We start from the raw sequence: 19,153 nt of genomic DNA on the forward strand, positions 1-19,153 counted from the left end.
CAGTGCTCCTGCCGCAAATTGCGGCAGGCTAGGGTTCATACGTGGGTCAGGTTTGAACGGAAATCACTGAATGGGGTGGGTCAGGTTTCGGAGGAAATCAACAGACCTGGAGGCTGCGCAAGAGCGTTTTTCCCTTGGGCCGGCCGCGACGCAAAAACAGAAGCTCGGCTGGCTGGCGTGCCAAGTTCCTGACCTGCAGGTCCACTACGCGGCATTGGTCCGCAATGGGAAGGTAGCTGACACGCCGGAGGGCCTCGGGCTGTACCGAGCCCGGCATCGGCGACACGTTGCCTACTTGATCTTCGCGCTGGTCGTTGGCTGGGAGTGGTTCATCTTCGTCACCATGGCGATCAGGGGCATCATCGAGATTGCCGAACTCATCGGCTACATGGCCGGTGCTCTGTTGTTCTCTTTCTGGCTGACCCGAAATCTGTTCACCGCGCTTCGTGCTGACCAACGGGCGGTCGACCAAGTCAATGCGCGTCTACAACCTCAGGCGACCACTGGCAAGAGCCTCAGGTGGTAGATGCGGAGGATGGAGGAGCGCCAGCTAGGGGCTACGCCAACTCAGGCGGGGGAGCGCAGAATCCGCTGGCATCGTCACACTGACTTGTCTTCGACTGGCGTGCTGACGCAGAAATGCCCATGGCTGGCGCCACCAACGAGAGCCTCCCCCAACTTCGCGTCGCGCCGGTCAATCTGCTGGCGGCCTTGCTCGCGGGAAGCCCGGTGCTAAAGTGCCTCGCCCGTTTACCCCGCCACCGGTCAGTGTCCGCCTCGACACCCAAGCCCTCCCAGCCGACGAAAAGCCGTCGCCCCAAATTGCCCACGCTCGCTGACGTCGCGCGAGAAGCCGGCGTGTCGGATAGAGCGGCATCCTCAGCGCTCAAAGTCGGCAAGGGTTCGGCTCGCGTCTCAATGGAAACGCGCGAACGAGTGCTGGCGGCGGCAAAGCGCCTGCGCTACCTGCCAAGCGCACCGGCGCTTGCACTCAGCAGTCAACGGTCCAACGCTATCGGCTTCGTTGCAAACATCGCCTATGAGGACCCGAACCTCTACTTCCAGGAACTGTTCAATGGCGTCGTGCGGGGCGCGACGGAAGCCCAGCAGACCACATGCATCTTCCCCCTCAGCAGCTGGGATGAGGCTCCGCAGCGCATCCCGGCGCTTTGCGACGGCCGTGTCGACGGGTTGGTCGTTCTGGCGCCGAATCTCGAAGATGACAGCACGACCTGGTTGCCAATACATACGCCCTTGGTGACGATCCATGCCGGAAGGCAATTGCAGGCTGAGGTGAACGTCGAGGCGGACGACGAGGCGGGCGGCTTTGGCATCGTATGCCACATGTTCGAACTGGGCTATCGCCATATCCTCTGCGTGGGCGGACCGCCGCACAACAAGAGCGCAGACCGTCGTGTAGCTGGCTTCTTGCGTGCGCATGCCGAAAACGGAGTGCAACTTGCTTTCGACCACGTGATCCGCACATGGTTCACTGTGGTGGACGGCCGGAGGGTGATGGAAAAGTGGCTGCAGGACCACCGCGGTGAACCGCTGCCCGAGGCCATCTTCTGCGGCAACGACGACATTGCCTTCGGGTGTATGGAAGCGCTGGAGGCTCGCGGATTGAACGTACCACGGGACATCTCGATTGCCGGCTTCGACCATACCTTGCTGGCCCGCACGCTACGCATGGCGACCGTGCGCCAGCCTCTGCTCGAAATGGGTCGTCAGGCCGTCACCGTCCTCATGCAACTGATCGAAGCGCAGCGTGGTGGGACGCCATACGAGGGCCCACGCAACATCGTCCTTCCCGTCGAAATTGTTCCGGGTCGAACATTGGCCGCCCTTCCCCGCAATGGGCCGCTGACGATTTTCTGAAGGTACGAGGCGCGGCGGCGCGCGGGTCGCTTGTCAATGGGTTTTCCCCTGATTAGTACGGCGGTCGATCGAAATATCATCGCGGCGCGGTATGACCAATTAAGGTTGTGCCGCCCATGACTGCCGTGCGGTATGACCGCACTTCTTTTTCGCCAATTGATTCTGCGCCGAATCATTTCCATTGAAGCTGCCGGAGGGAACCCAGCTGCATCAGCCGCCGCCTGCACTATTGATCCTGGCCGCCACGATGGCGTCAGCCCGACCTATCAAAGCCAGCCTCGCCGTGACGCAGGGGCAGCAGGTGCGCGCATCGACGTAGCCCTGCACTGAGGCCACGTCCTTGCATACCGCTCGTGTCCGGAGGAGACAACCGGCCGAGCACTTTCAAATCTTGAAAGATAAAACATGAGAACCTTGACACCAGTCCTGCTGCTTGCCTTCGGCGCGAGCGCAGGCAGCCTCGCGCAGGCACAAGGCTGCGGCAGCGGTGGCGGTGTAACCGTCTGCCTCACGGCCACCGGGACCGCCAGCAACGTACAGCTTGGCTGGACCGTCAGCGGCACCGTCACGTCGCTGGAGCTCTACCGAGACACCGACGCCGATCCCAACGGCCGCACTCGCATCGCCGTGCCGGCCAGCAGCGCCAGGAGCTACGTCGACGCCTCAGCCAATACCGGCATGTCCTATTGGTACTGGGTCAAGTTCACGACCAAGGCGGGCAGCTACAACTCGGGCTCGGCCAACGCCACGCTTGGCACCGCCTGCACGCCGACGGCCATCACGCCCTATATCAATGCCAACGGCTCGTGGGCGCAAACGGCTTCGGCCACCATCATGACCAGCGCCTCGGCCATCCTCGGTCCGCAGCCGACATCCGGCGGCACGTGGAGCTGGAGCGGCTGCGGCACCGCCGGTGCGTCGCGCGAGCAGACCGTCCAGCCGCCCGCAGCTTGCACGGCCATCGCCACCTACACCAACAGCTGTGGTGCCAAGACGCAGCAGGCGTTTTCCATCAAGGTGGGCACCTGGACAAGCACAAAGTTCGGCGGCGGCGGCTACGTCAGCGGCCTGGTCTTCCACCCGACCACCGCTAACCTGCTGTACGCGCGCACCGACATCGGTGGCGCCTACCGCTGGAACCAGCCCACGTCGTCCTGGGTGCCCATCACCGACGGCTTGGGCTTCGGTGGCGGCGAGGCCAGTTTCCACGGCGTCGAGAGCATCGCCGTCGACCCGACAAACGACCAGCGCGTCTACATGGCCGCCGGCATGTACACATCCGGGGGCAACGGCCGCCTGTACATCTCTGGCAACCGCGGTGACCAGTGGACCTATGTCGCCCTGCCCTTCCCGCTGGGCGGCAACAACCCTGGCCGGGCCATTGGTGAGCGCCTGATGGTCGACCCCAACAAGCCGTCGACGTTGTTCTACGCCACGCGCACGGCCGGCCTGTGGAAGAGCGTCGACTCCGGCCTCACCTGGGCGCAAGTCACGTCGCTGTCCAGCGCCAAGCTGACCCAAGACCAGGTCAATGCCCTGGGCATGAACAGCGCGATGGGCGTCGAGACGGTCGTCTACGACACCGGCACCAGGGGCAGCGGCTCGGCCACGCAAACGATCTACGCCCCGATCGCGCCGGACTACGTCCAGACAGCGGGCCTCGCCTCGAACCTGTACAAGTCGACTAACGGCGGCGCTTCGTGGACCCCGGTCACGGTCCCGATCTCCGGCTATCACATCCCGCACATGGTGCGCGCCGCAGACGGCATGTTCTATGTGGTCTTTACCAAAGAGACCGGCCCAGGCGCCGGTGGCCCCGCCCGTCTGTACAAGTTCGACGGCAGCAACTGGACCTTGCTCAACAGCAACGACTCGGCGGGCTACGGCGGCGTGTCCGTTTCCGGCACCGGTGCGACCACGCGCATTGCGCTGGGTGTGACCAACACCTGGGGCAGCTTCCCCGGCCAGCAGATCATCCGGCTGTCCGACGACGGCCGCAACTGGCGCGAGATCGCGGCCGCCATGCCGCATACGCCGGCCGACGGCGGCTTCTGGGGCTGGCCCGACGATGTCGAGATCGATCCGCTCAACCGAGAGCGCGTCCTGCACGTCTCTGGCGGCGGCGTCTGGGAAACCCGCAACGCGTCCTCGGCCACGCCGAGTTGGAACGAAGTGGTCGATGGCCTGGAGGAGACGGCCGTGCTGAGCCTGGCCACACCCCCCGCCGGCGCCATGTACACCGTGATCAACAGTTTGGGCGATGTCGGCCTCTGGGTGCACACGGATCTTGCGACGAAGCCGACCCTGTCGCCGCGCACCGAATGGAGCAACAGCTTCGCCGCCGACATGGCATGGTCCGACCCGCAGTACATGGCCACCATCGGCGTGGTCCTGGGCAACAGCACCGGCTATGGCATGTGGTCCGGCGACGGCGGCAAGACCTGGGCCAAGTTCGCCACCTACCCGACGGGCGTCGCGGACAACAAGGGTGGAGAAGCGAGCATCGCCATCACGGCGCGCAGCAAGGCGGTCTGGGCGCCCGGCAACTCGGTGCCGTCCTACACCACGGACAACGGCGCCACCTGGGTCGCGACCAATCTGCCGGCGATCAATACCATCTTCTCCCGCGCCTATCACCTGGTCGCCGATCGCAAGAACCCGAACAAGGTCTATGCCTACGATTCCGGTGGCCACTGGTGGGGCACGCCGGGCAAGGTCTACACGTCGACGGATGCCGGCCACACGTTCACGCTGAGCCAGAGCTCGGTGAACGCAGGGCTGGCTCCGAACTACTTCGGGAACACCTCGCTGGCGGTCAACCCCAATGCCGAGGGCGACCTCTGGCTGGCCGACGGCAACGCGGTGTACCACTCGACGGATTCGGGCACCACCTGGACCAAGCTCAGCAACTTCGCGTCGATCTTCATCGGCAACCCCTGGGCCGATGTGCAGGGTGCCAGCGCCATCGCGCTGGGCAAGGCCAAGGCCGGTGCGCCGTACTCGGCGGCGGTCTACGTCGTGGGCGTGAGCAACGGCGTGTGGGGCGTGCATCGCTCGGATGACGGCGGCGCCACCTGGACTCGCTTCAACGACGACGCTCACCAGTTCGGCGGCATTGGCGTGATTGCGGCCGACCAGAACGTCTATGGCCGGATCTACGTCAGTGGCACGGGCCGAGGAATGCTTTACAGCAATTGAACGGATGGCTCGGCAGGCCAACGTCCACCTTCGGGCGCCTGGCCTGCCGCCTCGTCCATCACCTGTCTCTTGTGGCGCCCAAGCTCCGAACCGGGACACCCAAAAAGCCCGATTCCGGAGGAGGCAACCGGAAGAGCGCTTTCAACCTTGCAAAGCAGAACATGAGAACTTTGATACCCGCACTGCTGCTCGCCTTCGGCGCGAGCGCAGCATCAATCGCGCAGGCGCAAAGCAGCGGCACCGCTGCCGGCTCGACAGCCAACGGCACGGCGGCCACCACCGCACCGGGCTCCATGCGAGACCTGACGAGCATCCAGCTGTCGCAGCAAATGTCGCCCGCCTGGAACGTGGGCAACTCGCTGGACGCAACACCCAACGAGACCAACTGGGGCAACCCGCTGGTGAACCAGCAATTGCTCAACGCGGTGAAGGCGGCCGGCTTCAAGACCGTGCGCCTTCCGGTCAGCTGGAACCAGCATGCCGACGCCGACGGCAACGTCAGCCCGGCCTGGATGGCACGCGTCACCGAGGTCGTCGGTTATGCCCGCAATGCCGGCCTCTACGTCGTGCTGAACACGCACCATGAAGGCAACTGGCTCATCCCGACCTATGCCCACCAAGCCAGTGCCAACGCGCGCCTGGCCAAGCTGTGGACGCAGATCGCCAACAACTTCAAGAACCACGATGACTACCTGCTGTTCGCCGGCACCAACGAGGTCATGGTTGCGGGCGACTACGGCCCACCCACGGCCGAGTACCAGGCCGTCCAGAACGGGTTCAACCAAGTCTTCGTCAGCGCGGTGCGCGCCACGGGTGGCAACAACGCGAAGCGCCATCTGGTGGTGCAGGGCTTCAACACCAACATCGACTCGACCTACAGCGGCTTCATCAAACCCACGGACCCAGCGGCCAACCGCTTGTTCCTCGAAGTGCATTTCTACGATCCGTTCAACTTCGCGCTCAATGACAAGGGCAAGATCTGGCAGTGGGGTGCGATCGCGACCAACCCAGCGGCAACGGAGACCTGGGCCAACGAGGCCCACATCGACGCCCAGTTCCAGAAGCTGAAGACCCGCTTCGTCGACACCGGCATGCCGGTGCTGATGGGTGAATACGGCGCGGTCCTGAAGTCCGAGTACGACCCGGCCGGCATGTATCGCACCTACTGGACCAAATACGTGACCAGGTCCGCCGTCCAGCACGGCATCGTGCCTGTGTGGTGGGACAACGGCTACGACGCCAACCACCAGTTGGGCCTGTTCAACCGCGCGACCGGCGCGCAGTACTTCCCTGAACTGATCAAGGCCATCGTCGACAACGCGAAGTAAGGAGTGAGCGGGTTTGGCCCCCCACCGATCAGCGCGGGATCCTTCGGCCTCCTGCGCCCTGACCAGGTGCCGCCGCGCCCTGCCCTTCCATCAGCGAACCAGACCTTTCCCCTCATGAACAAGTGCAATCAACGACTCATCGCCCTTTCCATCTTCACGGCCGGCCTGGCAGGTTGCGGCGGCAGCAGCGCAGGCAGCGACACGACGGGCCTCGCGGGCGCCAGTCCAGGCTCCGGAGTCAGTGGCAATACGCCGGCGAAGGCTCTCCCCTTTGAATGGAAATCCAGCGAGCCGCTGATCAAGCCGCCGGCCGACCGGGCGGACATCTTCGGCGTCAAGGACCCGAGCATCGTCTACCACGACGGCCGCTACCACGTCTTCATGACCACGGCCGGAAAGAACGGCTGGGGCATGGCCTACACGAGCTTTGCGAACTGGGACGAGGCCCCCAAGGCCCCTCAGTTCATGCTCGACAAGTCACCCATCGGGCCGGGCTACCGCGCCGCCCCCCAGGTCTACTACTTTGCGCCGCAAAAGCTCTGGTATCTGATCTACCAGGGGGGTGACCCGCTGTATTCCACCACCAGCAACATCGCCGACCCGATGTCGTGGACGGCGCCGAAGCCCTTCTACGCGGCCGTGCCGGCAAGCGTCAAAGACGAAAAGGGCAATGCGGCCTGGCTGGACTTCTGGAACATCTGCGACGACAAGAAGTGCTATCTCTTCTTCACCGGCGACAACGGCCGCTTCTACCGCGCCGAGACGACCCTGGCGCGTTTCCCTGAGGGCTTCGCCGAACCTGTTGTCGTCCTGGATGAGAAGCGCGATGACGTGTTCGAGGCGAGCAACACCTACAAGATCGCCGGCACCAACCAGTACCTGACGCTGATCGAGGCGATGTCGCCCAGCGGCAGGTATTTCAGGGCGTGGACGGCGGATCGCCTGGACGGCAGCTGGCAACCCATTCCCGGTGCCCCGATGAACAGGTTCGCCGGCGCAGACAACGTCAAGTTCAACGACCGGATCTGGTCCGAAGGCGTGTCCCACGGCGAGATGGTCCGCGCCGGCATCGACCAGACGCTGGCCATCGACCCCTGCAAGCCACTGCAGTTCGTCTACCAGGGTCTGGACATGGAAAAGGGCAAGAACTACGAGTACATCGAGCTGCCCTATCGGCTGGGCGTGATCACCGCCACCGGCCCCAACGCCATCAGCGAGCTGTGCAAGAAGTAAACCCCCGCCGGATTGCTCATGAACCAATGCAGTAAACGATCCTTTGTCCTTTCCATTCTTGCCTCGAGCATCACTGCGGCATGTGGCGGCGGCGGGGGTGGCAGCACGGGTGGCGACACGCTGCCCCCGCCCCCATCGCCTGGCGGCGCGACGCCGCCGCCACCGCCTCCTCCACCTCCCCCGGGCGGCAGTGGCGGGACGATGTCCGGCTTCGCGACGTGGACGAGCGTCAAGTTCGGCGGCGGCGGCTATGTCAGCGGCCTGGTCTTCCATCCGACCGCTGCCGACTTGCTGTACGCGCGCACCGACATCGGCGGTGCCTACCGCTGGAACCAGGGCACGACGTCCTGGGTGCCCATTACGGACGGCCTGGGCTTCAGTGGCGGCGAGAGTCGCTACCACGGCATCGAGAGCATCGCCGTCGATCCGAACAACGACCAGCTCGTCTACATGGCCGCCGGCATGTACACGTCGGATGGCAACGGCCGCCTCTACATCTCCAGCGACCGCGGCGACCATTGGACCTACATCGCCCTGCCCTTCCCCCTGGGCGGCAACAACCCCGGCCGGGCCATCGGCGAACGGCTGGCGGTCGACCCCAACAAGCCTTCGACGCTGTTCTACGGCTCGCGCACGGCCGGCCTGTGGAAGAGCATCGACTCGGGCCTCAGCTGGGCCCAGGTCACTTCATTGTCGAACGTCCAGCTGACCCAGGATCAGATCAAAGCTCTGGGCATCGGCAGCGCGATGGGCGTCGAGCTGGTGGTGTTCGACACCGGCACCAAGGGCAGCGGTTCGGCCACGCAGACGATCTACGCCGCAATCGCGCCGGACTACGTCCAAACCGCGGGCCTCCTCTCGAACCTGTACAAGTCGGCCGACGGCGGCGCTTCGTGGGCCGCGGTGTCAACGCCGATCTCCGGCCATCACATTCCGCACATGGTGCGCGCGGCCGACGGCATGTTCTATGTCGTGTTCACCAAGGGCTCAGGTCCGGGTGCCGACGGCCCCGCCCGGCTCTACAAGTTCGACGGCAGCAACTGGACCTTGCTGAAGGACCCGAACGCGGGGACGAGCGGCACCGGGTTCGGCCTTGGCGGCGTGTCCGTCTCCGGCAGCGGCGCGAGCACCCGCATTGCACTGGGCGTGACCAACTCCTGGGGCAACTGGAACGGCCAGCAGGTCGTCCAGTGGTCCGTCGATGGCGGCAAGACCTGGCGCGAGATTGCGGCCACCATGCCGCACACGCTGCCCAGTGACGGGTTCGCCGGCTGGACCGACGATGTCGAGATCGATCCCCTCAACCCCGACCGCGTGCTGCACGTCCATGGCGGCGGCATCTGGGAAACACGCAACGCCTCCGCCGCCACGCCGAGCTGGAGCGACGCGACCGAGGGGCTCGAGGAGACCGCCACCCTCGCCCTTGCCACCCCGCCGGTCGGCGCAACGTACACCTTGATCAACAGTTCGGGCGACGTCGGCCCCTGGGTGCACACGAGCCTCGCGACCAAGCCGACCCTGTCGCCGCGCACCGAATGGAGCAACGGCTTCGCCGCCGACATGGCGTGGGCCGACCCGCAATATCTCGCCGCCATCGGCGTCGTCCTGGGCACCGGTGCGAGCTTCGGTTTCTCGTCTGGCGACGGCGGCAAAACCTGGGCAAGGTTCGTCACCCTCGCCCCCGGCGCTGCGGCCAACACGAGCCAGGAAGCAAGCATCGCGGTCACCGCGCGCAACAAAGCGGTCTGGGCGCCGGCGAATTCGGTGCCGTCGTACACCACGGACAACGGCGCGAGCTGGGTCGCGACCAATCTGCCGGCCATCAACAGCGTCTTCCCTCGCGGCTACCGGCTGGCCGCGGATCGCCAGAACCCCAACAAGGTCTATGCCTACGATTCCGGCGGCCATTGGTGGGGCACGCCGGGCAAGGTCTACGTCTCGACGGATGGCGGTCACACGTTCACGCTGAGCGCCGGCTCGTTGGCGGCGGGGCTGGCCCCCAACTATTTCGCCAACACCTCGTTTGCAGTCAACCCCAACGCCGAAGGCGACCTCTGGCTGGCCGATGGCAACGCCGTCTACCACTCGACCGATTCGGGTGCGACGTGGACGAAGCTCAGCACCTTCGCGTCGATCTTTGCCGGCAACCCATGGGCCGACGTGCAGGGCGCCTCGGCGGTTGCACTGGGCAAGCCCAAGCTCGGCGCCGCGTACTCGGCGGCGGTCTATGTGGTGGGCGTGGTGGGCGGCCTGTGGGGTGTTTACCGCTCCGACGATGGCGGCGCTACCTGGTCGCGCTTCAACGACGACGCGCATCAGTTCGGCGGCATCGGCGTCATGGCGGCCGACCAGAACGTGTATGGCCGGATCTACGTCAGCGGCACGGGCCGGGGCCTGCTGTACAGCAACTGACCCGTCCTGACCGTTCACCTCTCATCAGATAGTCCAAATGCATCTCCTGATCCAACGCGCCGCGCACACGCTGGCCCTGCTCGGCGCCCTGGCAGCCCTTCCGGTCCACGCGCACGACACCCTCAAGCTCGACGCTCCCAAGCCCAATCTCGCGCCGACGCCGCCCATGGGTTGGAGCTCCTGGAACAAGTACGCCTGCAACGTCAACGAAAAGCTGATCCGCGAACAGGCCGACGCGATGGTCGCCTCCGGCATGAAAGACGCCGGCTACCAGTACATCAACGTCGACGACTGCTGGCAGGCGAAGAGCCGTGATGCCGACGGCAACATCCAGGCCGACCCCGAGCACTTCCCGTCGGGCATCAAGGCACTGGCCGACTACGTGCACAGCAAGGGCCTGAAGTTCGGCCTCTACTCCGATGCCGGGTCCTTGACCTGCTTCGGCCGCCCGGGCAGCGCGGGCCATGAGTTCCAGGACGCGCTCCAGTACGCCAAATGGGGCGTCGACTACTTCAAGTACGACTGGTGCTACACCGGCACCCGCAATGCGGAGGCGGCCTACACCATCATGGCCAAGGCCCTGCGCGAATCGGGTCGCGACATCGTGTTCTCCCTCTGCGATTGGGGCGGCAGCAAGCCTGGCCGCTGGGCTCACCCCGTCGGTCACCTGTGGCGCACCACGGGCGACATCTACGACGCCTGGGAGGGCAAGAAGGGCTGGTCGCACGGCATGATCAACATCCTCGACATGAACGCCGAGCTGTCAAGCGAGTCCGCCCCCAACGGCTGGAACGACCCCGACATGCTGGAAGTCGGCAACGGCGGCATGACGACCACCGAGTACGAGTCGCACTTCTCCCTTTGGGCCATGCTGGCCGCGCCGCTGATCGCCGGCAACGACCTCTCGAAGATGGACGCCGACACGCTGCGCATCCTCACCAACAAGGATGTCATCGCCGTCGACCAGGACCCGTTGGGCAAGCAAGGCAGCCGCGCGTTGAGGGAAGGCGAGCTGGAGGTCTGGGTGCGTCCGCTGCAGGGCGGCGAGCACACCGTTGTGCTGCTCAACCGCGGCAAGACGCCGGCCAACATGAAGGTGGCTTGGGACCTGCTCGGGCTGCCCGCCGACCAGAAGGCCGACGTGAAGGACCTGTGGAGCAAGAAGGTCACGAAGAGCGTCAGCGGCAGCTACGGCGGCAAGGTCGCACCGCATGGCGTGATCATGGTGCGCGTCACGCCGCTGCGCTGACTGCAGGCCCATGTAAGCCCATGCTCAAACACGCATTCACCGCCGTGCTCGGTGCGCTCCTGCTGTCAGGCAGCGCTTTGGCCACGCCTGAAGCGCCGCCCGCGAAGCCGCGTCTCGTTGTCCTGACCGACATCGAGAACGAGCCCGACGACACCCAGTCCCTCGTGCGGCTGCTGCTCTACGCCAACGACATCGAGCTGCGCGGCCTCGTCGCCACGACCTCGGTGCACATGAAGCAAGGCGTGCATCCGGAGTCGATCAAACGGGTCATCCAGCGCTACGCCCAGGTGCTGCCCCGGCTGCGCCAGCACGACCGCGCCTACCCCGATGCCGCGCAGCTGTTGGCCCGAGTCGTGCCGGGGCAACCCGGCTACGGCCTGCAAGCCATCGGTGACGGCCGAGACACGCCCGGTTCCGAGCTGCTGTTGCGCGAGCTCGAACGCCCCGACCCACGCCCGCTGTGGGTCAGCGTCTGGGGCGGTGCCAACACGCTGGCGCAAGCCCTGCACAGCCTGCGGCGCACGCACCCGAAAGAAGCCGTCGACGCGGCGGTCAGCCGCCTGCGCGTCTACACCATCTCCGACCAGGACGACACCGGCGCCTGGCTGCGCCGCGAGTTCCCGGCCCTCTTCTACATCGTCAGCCCCGGCAGCTATGCGCGCCCCACCTGGACCGCGATACACCGCGAGGTCGAGGGCATCGACAACCAGCACGTCAGCAACGCCTGGATCGTCCGCCACATCCAGCAAGGCCACGGTCCGCTCGGCGCCGCCTATCCCGACATCGCCTACGGCATGGAAGGCGACACGCCCTCCTTCCTTGGCATCATTCCCAACGGCCTGAACGCGCCCGAGCATCCGAACTGGGGCGGCTGGGGCGGGCGCTACGAGCTGTACACGCCGCGCCGCGAGGACACCGACCCGGACGGCTTCACCGGCGGCGTGCCCGTTGAGCAGGAGACTCGCCCGATCTGGACCAACGCCATGGACCGCTACCGGCCCGTGGTTGCTGCCGCCTACGGCCGCCCCGTCAGGCCCGGGGAGCGCGAGTACAACGACGCGGCCGTGACGCTGTGGCGCTGGCGCGAGGCCATCCAGAACGACTTCGCCGCCCGCATGCTGTGGACGACGCGCCCGCCCGCCGAGGCCAACCACGCGCCCGTCGCGCGCCTGGCCCATGCCGCCGAGCTGCACGTGCGTGGCGGCGAGTGGGTCACCCTCGACGCCAGCCCCAGCAGCGACCCGGACGGCGACAGCCTGAGCTTCCTGTGGATCGCCTACCCCGAGGCCGGCACGCTGAAAGCCCCGCTGCCGCTGGGCACCGAGGTCCAGGCCCGCATCGGCCTGCGCACGCCCGAGGTGGACGCGCCCGCCACCGCCCACGTCATCGTGCAGGTCACCGACAAGGGCACGCCCGCCCTCACCCGCTACCAGCGCGTGATCCTGCACATCGAGCCGCGGGCGCGTTGAGTCGGAGCCGCGGCATGCAAACACCAGCACGATGCGACGCGCCCAGCCTTGGAAGACGACGCGCCGATGAACCTAGGAGGCTGCCAGACAACAGCCGAAAGCCAGAAAAGAACATATGACTGCGTCCTCTCACGACGACTCCAACCCGCCAACTGCCGAACCGACGCAACGGCCTCAATGGCAACGCGGCCACAACGGCTACGCGATCACCATCGCCGTGCTCATCCATTTCGCGCTGCTGGTAGCGGTGCTGTCATGGCGCGCCAAGGCGCCGCCGCCCAAGCCCCGCAATTTGCAGATCAGCATCGTCGAGGTCAAACAGCCGCCCAGGCCTCCCGAACCCCCGCCGCCCGCGCCCAAGCTGCCTGAGCCGCCGCCGCCGAGCATGCTGCCCATACCCGACCCCCCGCCCATCGAGGTGCCCAAGGTGGAGCCCGTGCCACAGGCCGCCGCGCCGTTGGTGGCGGCCGCACCGGCGCCGGCACAGCCGGCTGTCAACGCGGCTCCCCCGCCTGCGCCGGCCGCTCCTGCGGCCAGCAGCCCGGCGCCGCCCAAGCTGTTTGAAGAATGCGCCGACTCGCCCGACCGCAAGATGATTGCGGAGGTGTACCGCCTGCGACCGAGCTTCACTACGGTGAAGGACATTCGCCGGCTCAAGCCCATCAAGACAGTCTGCCTGGCCCAGCTCGACGTCACGCCGCGCAAATTCACTGACGGGTTCCCGGGGCTGGACGTGAACGAATGGTTCGCGCTGGACATCCGCTTCACCGTCAACATGCCGCAGGACATCACCATGGAGCTCATGCTGCTGTCCGACGACGGGGCCATCCTTACCGTGGACGACGAGGAAGTGATCAACAACGACGGCATCCATGCCCCGGAGCCGGTGATGGCCACCGTGAAGCTGGCCAAGGGCCTGCGCAATTTCCGCGTGCGTTATTTCCAGGGACCGGCCCCGGATCTGGCTCTGATGCTGGGCTGGAAGAAGCCGGGAATGGCCGACTTCCAGTACATCCCACAACGGCTGCTCGGGCGTCCCGCAGCCGCTTCGGCACCGCGATAGCCCGGTTGCAGCCAAATCATCCAGCCTCCTGACACGCTCTTCGCCACCCGCAGCAGGTTTTTGATGGCGTGCCGCGGACCGGGCGCTGGACGTGGACGGCCAGCAGTTTGATGCAGGCCAAGGGCAGAACGTTGACTTGGGAGTGTTCATGAGAGCATCGCGCATCGCACGTTTCGCAGACGTCGGACAGATGGCCCAGGAGCTGATCGACAAGCAACGCGACGAAGCCACGCTCCGCGCAATGGTCGAACAGCGGGCAAAACTGCGGCAGCGCGTGCATCCTGAAGGCAATCACGAAGCGCTGGCGCGCGACGCGTCTATTCCTCCAAAGCGACCACCATGATGGCCTTGGCAGGCACCTTGATCGACAGCCTGCCGCCGGCGGCACGCACGCTGAAGGCTGCCGGCTTGATGACCTGCGGGTCCTGGAACGTGTTGTGCGCGTCCATCGCTGCCGAAGTCAGCACCTTGCCGGCCGCACCGTGGACCTTCGTGCCGTCGACGTCGACGGCGACGTCGACCGCCTTGTTCGGATCGGTATTGACCAGCGCCAGGTACACCTTGCCGTCCTTGGCGCGCGCCGCCGAAGCGCTCACGCCTGGAATATTCACAGCGCCCAGGGCGTAGCGGGTGTTGTCCTTGATGGCCAGCGGCAGCGACCTGGCATCCTGGAACGGCGCGTACATCTGGAACGCGTAGTAGGTCGGGGTCAGGACCATCTTCTCCTTGTCGGTCAGGATCATCGCCTGCAGGACGTTGACCATCTGAGCGATGGTGGTCAGCGTGACCCGCTCCGCGTGTTCATGAAAGATGTGGAAATTCAGCGCCGCCACGAGCGCATCGCGCAGGGAGTTCTGTTGGAACAACGCGCTTCTGGCGCCTGCTTCGTCGTACCAGGTGCCCCATTCGTCGACCATCAGTCCGATCTTCTTCTCGGGATCGTTCTTGTCCAGCACGGCCACGTGATCCTTGACCAGCTGATCCATCTTCAAGGCATTGGCAAGGGTCGAGATCCACTCGCCTTCCTTGAAGCCGAGGTCCTTGCCCTTGACATCCCAGTTGCCGGTCGGGACGGTGTACTGGTGGACGGTGATGCCAGTGGTGCGGCCCTTCAGTTCCTTGCTCAGGACCTGGGTCCACGTCGTGTCGAAGCCGCTGCCACCGCTGGCGATCATCTTCGGCCTGGACGTCTCTGGCGCTCTCAGGAAATGCTCGTAATTGCTGTACAGGTTCGCGTAGTAGTCGGGCTTCATGTTGCCGCCGCAGCCCCACAGCTCGTTGCCGACACCGAAGTAGGCGACCTTGAACGGCTTCTCGCGCCCGTTCTGCGCGCGCAGCCTGGCCAGGGGCGAACCGCCGTCCGACGTCATGTACTCGACCCAGTCGGACATCTCCTGCACGCTGCCGGTCCCGACGTTGCCGTTCACGTAGGCGTCGGCGCCCATCATCTCGATCAGGTCGAAGAACTCGTGGGTGCCGACGGCGTTGATCTCTTCGACGTGGTTCCCGTAGACGTTGCTCGGGCGCTTGTCCTGCGGGCCGATGCCGTCGCGCCAGTGGTAGACGTCGGCGAAGCAGCCGCCCGGCCAGCGCACCAGAGGCACATGCAGTTCCTTGAGCGCGCCGACGACGTCATTGCGCCAGCCCCTGGTGTTGGGGATGTTGGACTTCGGGCCGACCCACATGCCTTCATAGACGCCGGTGCCGAGATGTTCGGCAAACTGGCCGTACACGTACTTGTTGATGACCGGGCCGGGTTTGCCGGCGTCGATGTGGATGCTGACCGGGTTGGCGGCGAATGCAGGTGCAGCGATCAGGCCGAGAACGGCGAGGCCGTGTTTGATGGTGTTCACAGGGTTTGTCATTTCAGGTGGGCGCAATTGGAGTGAGGCGCAATGCAGTCGGTCGTGTCAGCGGCCATCCTTCTCTTGCGCCACCCGGTAGTAGTCAAAGTCCACGCGGCCGCCAGCGGTCTGGGTCGAGAAATAGAAGAGGCCGTAGCGATATCCCATGAAGTGCGGGAACGTGTACGCGAGGCGCGAGGGACGACCGATGGGGGTCCAGGTCTTTCCATCCAGGCTGTAGGAGAAGCGGGCCAACTCGGGTGCGGGCTCAAACTCGCAGTCGACCCTGAGGTGGACGGTGTTGCCGGCCAGGGGAATGGACGCGACTTCCTCGGGCTTGTCGGTTTCGGCGCTCACCATCACGAGCGATCTGGCGCCGTCGCTCATCTTCACGCCCACGAATCCGTACTGCCTCTGAAACGCGGCGATGCCGGCCCAGTCGCCGTCTTTCATGCCGCTCACGTCGATGCGGGTGGTGGCCGAGCTGTGGGGGCCAAACGTGCGCTGGGTGAGTGTGTTCCGGGCTTCGAGCAGCGTTTGAACGGTCCGGCTGGTGGTGAAGCTCATGTGTCCCGGGCGCCAGGTGAGCGACCAGTCACGCGGCTCGGGGTTGTGATTCCATTGCCAGGCCAGGGGCAGGGCGGGGTCGCCCGGCCGGCGGTCGAATTCGTCCGAGGCGACGATGCCGGAAGCCCCGGAAACGCCCTGCGTGCCAGCGGGGATGTCGAGCGTCATGGGCACCTTGCCGTCCTTGCCGAGCACGGGCCAGCCGTCCTTCCAGGTCACGGGCACGAGGTAGGGAATGCGACCGACGGCGCCGTTGTCCTTGAACAGATAGGCGTACCACTTGCCTTCCGGCGTGTCGATGAGGCCGCCCTGGGCGATGCCGCGGTCATCGAGCGCGATGCGACTCTCGTAGGGACCATCGATGCTGTCGGCGCGGCTGACGATGACGGTGCGCGCCCACCGGCTTCCGGGCGAAGCGATGTTGAAGAGGTAGTAGCGGCCGTCCACCTTGAGAAGCTGCGAGCCCTCGCCATTGAGCCCGCCCTGGTCGGTGCCGAAGACGGTGTTGACGTTCTCGATGAGAACCTTGTTCACGCCGCCGGGCTTGACGCCGGAGAGGTCGGGTTTGAGCTCCATGAGCGTGATGCGACCGCCCCCGTAAACCATGTAGACGCGACCGTCATCGTCGAAGAACAGGCTGTGGTCGTGCATCAAAGGCTCGAAATTCGTCTCCTTCCACGGGCCGCGTTCTGGGTCGCGCGTCGTGTAGACATGGGTACGTCCACCGCTGGTGGCGGCGAACGTCGAGGCATAGAACACGCCATCGTGATAGCGCAGGCTGCTCGCCCAGGAGCCTGCACCGTAGGCGTTCTTGCCGTTCTCGAGGCGGAAGGCTTCGTTGTCGGCCAGGGTCTGATAGGCGTAGGAGGCCATGCTCCAGTTCACCAGGTCCGTCGACTTCATGATCGGCAAGCCCGGGCTCATGTGCATCGTCGTGCTGCTCATGTAGTAGGTCTTGCCCACACGGATGATGGCGATGTCCGGGACGTCGGCCCAGATCAGGGGGTTGTGGGCAGGAGTCGCCTGTGCCGACTTCGCAGCTGGAGCCGCCCCTGTCGCAAGAACGGCCTGTGACCCGACGGAGAGGATGAGGGCCATCAGCAGGGAAAAAATCAGGCGGTTCATGAGACGGGTGGGACGGCGGCTCGGGCTGCCAGGGTGCTTGTGCATGTTTTGTCTGCGGAGTACTTGTTGCGTGCCAGCGCATCGGTCGCTGAATGCGGCTCAGGCCTGCCGCCGCGCTCTCGCGGGCGGCGGCCAGGCGCAGGCTGGCGCAGGCTGTCTGCGGCGGTTTCAGCCCATTTAGCGCGCGTAAAGCGCGAACGCGAAGTCCGCGGTGCGGCCGCTCTCACGGTCCTTCAGCGGCCGGTCGTCCATGCTGGCCTCGCCGTCGGCATAGACGTCGCTGCGGCTGGCGCGCAGATTGATCGTCAGCGCGTCCTTCTCGCCCTGCAGCGCCAGTGCGTAGCGGCGACCCGACTTCAGCACGACGGCCGGATGGGCGCTGAAATCAAAGCTCAGCAGCCCCGCCCCTTGCGGCCGGTAGGCGATGGCCAGACCCTCACCGGCGCCGAGCAGTTCGGTGCCGGCCTCCACGTCGCGCAGTGACAGCCGCAGCGAGTGCGTGGCATCCGTGCCATGGCCGTCGCCGGCGTACAGGCTGAGCCGGCCCAATGGGATGTCAGCGCGCGGCACGAAGGTCTGCGCCAGGCGGCCGGCGCCGCCGCCGTCGCGGTGGAAGCCCACGGGCTCAGGGGCCTGCTCGAAAGGCCGGGTGACGGAAGCCAGCGCCGGGCTGCCCGGCCAGGTGTCGGGATAGCCCTGAGCGAACTGCTGGACGGCCACGCGGGGGTCGGAGCGGCCCGGGTCGGGCAGCGCGGGCGCCTTCCCGGTGGGCGGCTTGGGCGGCGTGCTGATGCCGGCCTCGGTCTGCGTGACGGGCCACATGCGGCCGTCGGCGTCGTAGTAGAGGTACTCCATCGTGACGGAGCGGCGGTTGCCGTTGCCCTTCTGGCCGTCGGTCAGCGTCACCGCGCCGTTGTGATAGAAGAGGTAGGACTGGCCCTTGAAGTCGTCGAGGATGCCGGCGTGGATGGTGAAGCTGTCTTTCGTCGGGCCGGTCAGCACGCCCTGGTAGGTCCAAGGCCCGCGCGGGCTGGGCGCGGTGGCATAGGACAAGTGCTCCCAGACGTTCTGGTGCGCCATGGAGGCGTAGGTCATGTAGTACAGACCCTTGCGCTTGGACAGCCACGGCCCCTCGGTGTAGTTGGGCAGCGCGATCTTCTCGATGGGGCCGTCCAGCTCGGTCATGCTGGCCTTCAGCTTCGCCAGGTAGAGCACCGGGTTGCCCCAGGCCAGCCAGGCGGTGCCGTCGTCGTCGATGAAGACGGTGGGGTCGATGTCGTTCCAGTTGTAGGGCCCGGGCGTCGTGGCATCGGTAACCAGCGCCGAGCCGCGCGCGTCCTTGAACGGCCCCAGCGGGTTGTCGGCCACCGCCACGGCGATGGCCTTGCCTGGGTGGCTGTCGTCGTGCTGCACGGTGGCGTAGAAGTAGAAGCGGCCGTTGCGCTGCACCACCTGTGCGGCCCACGCATCGCCAATCGCCCACTTGAAGTCGGTGGGCTTCATGAAGGCGCCGTGGGCGGTCCAGTGGCGCAGGTCCTTGGACGAATAGGCCAGCCACTCCTTCATGAGGAAGAAGTCGTCGCCCTTGGCCTCGTCACGGCCGACGTAAAGGTAGACCGTGTCGCCCACGAGCAGCGGCGCGGGGTCGGCGGTGAAGCGGTCGCGCAGTATCGGATTGGCGCCGGGCGGCGGTTCCGCGGCTGGCGCGGAACCGCAGGCGAGCGCGGCCCCGCAAAGAGTGACGAGAGGCAGCAGATTGAAGAGGCGCATGGTGAGGTGTGAACTTT

At 65.8% G+C, this 19,153-nt stretch carries 13 protein-coding genes; 10 read left to right on the plus strand and 3 right to left on the minus strand.

Annotation, left to right across the window (positions count from 1 at the left end; all coding sequences use genetic code 11):
- Positions 1-70: 70 nt before the first annotated feature.
- From J2X20_RS02205 to J2X20_RS02250, 10 genes are all read left to right on the plus strand, one after another.
- Positions 71-526 carry a hypothetical protein gene (locus tag J2X20_RS02205; protein WP_310260238.1) on the plus strand — a complete coding sequence of 152 codons (456 nt, stop codon included), beginning with the start codon at positions 71-73 and terminating at the stop codon, positions 524-526.
- 119 nt (positions 527-645) lie between these two features.
- On the plus strand, positions 646-1,878 hold the full coding sequence (locus J2X20_RS02210; protein WP_310260241.1) for a LacI family DNA-binding transcriptional regulator: 1,233 nt from the start codon (positions 646-648) through the stop codon (positions 1,876-1,878).
- A 405-nt stretch (positions 1,879-2,283) separates the two neighbouring features.
- Positions 2,284-5,076: a dockerin gene (locus tag J2X20_RS02215; RefSeq protein WP_310260242.1), complete on the plus strand. Its 2,793-nt coding sequence runs from the start codon at positions 2,284-2,286 to the stop codon at positions 5,074-5,076.
- A 161-nt stretch (positions 5,077-5,237) separates the two neighbouring features.
- Entirely contained in the window at positions 5,238-6,404 is a 1,167-nt protein-coding gene (locus tag J2X20_RS02220) for a glycoside hydrolase family 5 protein (protein WP_310260246.1), read from the plus strand.
- Positions 6,405-6,518: 114 nt separating this feature from the next.
- Complete coding sequence (locus tag J2X20_RS02225) at positions 6,519-7,637, plus strand: glycoside hydrolase family 62 protein (protein ID WP_310260248.1); 1,119 nt, start codon at positions 6,519-6,521, stop codon at positions 7,635-7,637.
- A gap of 201 nt (positions 7,638-7,838) precedes the next feature.
- Positions 7,839-10,049 carry a beta propeller repeat protein gene (locus tag J2X20_RS02230; protein WP_310260251.1) on the plus strand — a complete coding sequence of 737 codons (2,211 nt, stop codon included), beginning with the start codon at positions 7,839-7,841 and terminating at the stop codon, positions 10,047-10,049.
- Between the two features lie 37 nt (positions 10,050-10,086).
- Positions 10,087-11,298, plus strand: coding sequence for a glycoside hydrolase family 27 protein (locus J2X20_RS02235; protein WP_310260253.1), 1,212 nt, complete (start codon positions 10,087-10,089; stop codon positions 11,296-11,298).
- 20 nt (positions 11,299-11,318) lie between these two features.
- On the plus strand, positions 11,319-12,767 hold the full coding sequence (locus J2X20_RS02240) for a nucleoside hydrolase-like domain-containing protein (RefSeq protein ID WP_310260256.1): 1,449 nt from the start codon (positions 11,319-11,321) through the stop codon (positions 12,765-12,767).
- Between the two features lie 217 nt (positions 12,768-12,984).
- On the plus strand, positions 12,985-13,830 hold the full coding sequence (locus J2X20_RS02245; RefSeq protein WP_310260259.1) for a PA14 domain-containing protein: 846 nt from the start codon (positions 12,985-12,987) through the stop codon (positions 13,828-13,830).
- Between the two features lie 91 nt (positions 13,831-13,921).
- Positions 13,922-14,173: a hypothetical protein gene (locus J2X20_RS02250; protein ID WP_310260262.1), complete on the plus strand. Its 252-nt coding sequence runs from the start codon at positions 13,922-13,924 to the stop codon at positions 14,171-14,173.
- On the opposite strand, the gene J2X20_RS02255 is transcribed toward J2X20_RS02250, so the two are convergent.
- The 3 genes from J2X20_RS02255 to J2X20_RS02265 all read right to left on the minus strand — a co-directional run bounded on the left by J2X20_RS02255 (position 14,148) and on the right by J2X20_RS02265 (position 19,136).
- A complete protein-coding gene (locus J2X20_RS02255; protein ID WP_310260266.1) occupies positions 14,148-15,683 on the minus strand; it encodes an alpha-N-arabinofuranosidase in 1,536 nt (511 codons plus the stop codon). The two genes, J2X20_RS02250 and J2X20_RS02255, sit on opposite strands and share 26 nt — an antisense overlap.
- Before the next feature lie 57 nt (positions 15,684-15,740).
- The gene (locus J2X20_RS02260) at positions 15,741-17,366 is read right to left on the minus strand and encodes a glycoside hydrolase family 43 protein (protein ID WP_310260269.1); all 1,626 of its coding nucleotides are present in this window, start codon (positions 17,364-17,366) and stop codon (positions 15,741-15,743) included.
- Between the two features lie 177 nt (positions 17,367-17,543).
- Positions 17,544-19,136, minus strand: a complete 1,593-nt coding sequence (locus tag J2X20_RS02265; protein ID WP_310260272.1) for a glycoside hydrolase family 43 protein — start codon at positions 19,134-19,136, stop codon at positions 17,544-17,546.
- Between the last annotated feature and the right edge of the window lie 17 nt (positions 19,137-19,153).

Source organism: Roseateles saccharophilus, from assembly GCF_031458095.1.
Taxonomy (GTDB): domain Bacteria; phylum Pseudomonadota; class Gammaproteobacteria; order Burkholderiales; family Burkholderiaceae_C; genus Pelomonas; species Pelomonas saccharophila_A.

Excerpts from the sequence above, each read along its gene's own strand:
- J2X20_RS02205 (WP_310260238.1), top strand. The coding sequence starts at position 71 with ATGGGGTGGGTCAGGTTTCGGAGGAAATCAACAGACCTGGAGGCTGCG.
- J2X20_RS02210 (WP_310260241.1), top strand. The coding sequence starts at position 646 with ATGGCTGGCGCCACCAACGAGAGCCTCCCCCAACTTCGCGTCGCGCCG.
- J2X20_RS02215 (WP_310260242.1), top strand. The coding sequence starts at position 2,284 with ATGAGAACCTTGACACCAGTCCTGCTGCTTGCCTTCGGCGCGAGCGCA.
- J2X20_RS02220 (WP_310260246.1), top strand. The coding sequence starts at position 5,238 with ATGAGAACTTTGATACCCGCACTGCTGCTCGCCTTCGGCGCGAGCGCA.
- J2X20_RS02225 (WP_310260248.1), top strand. The coding sequence starts at position 6,519 with ATGAACAAGTGCAATCAACGACTCATCGCCCTTTCCATCTTCACGGCC.
- J2X20_RS02230 (WP_310260251.1), top strand. The coding sequence starts at position 7,839 with ATGTCCGGCTTCGCGACGTGGACGAGCGTCAAGTTCGGCGGCGGCGGC.
- J2X20_RS02235 (WP_310260253.1), top strand. The coding sequence starts at position 10,087 with ATGCATCTCCTGATCCAACGCGCCGCGCACACGCTGGCCCTGCTCGGC.
- J2X20_RS02240 (WP_310260256.1), top strand. The coding sequence starts at position 11,319 with ATGCTCAAACACGCATTCACCGCCGTGCTCGGTGCGCTCCTGCTGTCA.
- J2X20_RS02260 (WP_310260269.1), bottom strand. The coding sequence starts at position 17,366 with ATGAACCGCCTGATTTTTTCCCTGCTGATGGCCCTCATCCTCTCCGTC.
- J2X20_RS02265 (WP_310260272.1), bottom strand. The coding sequence starts at position 19,136 with ATGCGCCTCTTCAATCTGCTGCCTCTCGTCACTCTTTGCGGGGCCGCG.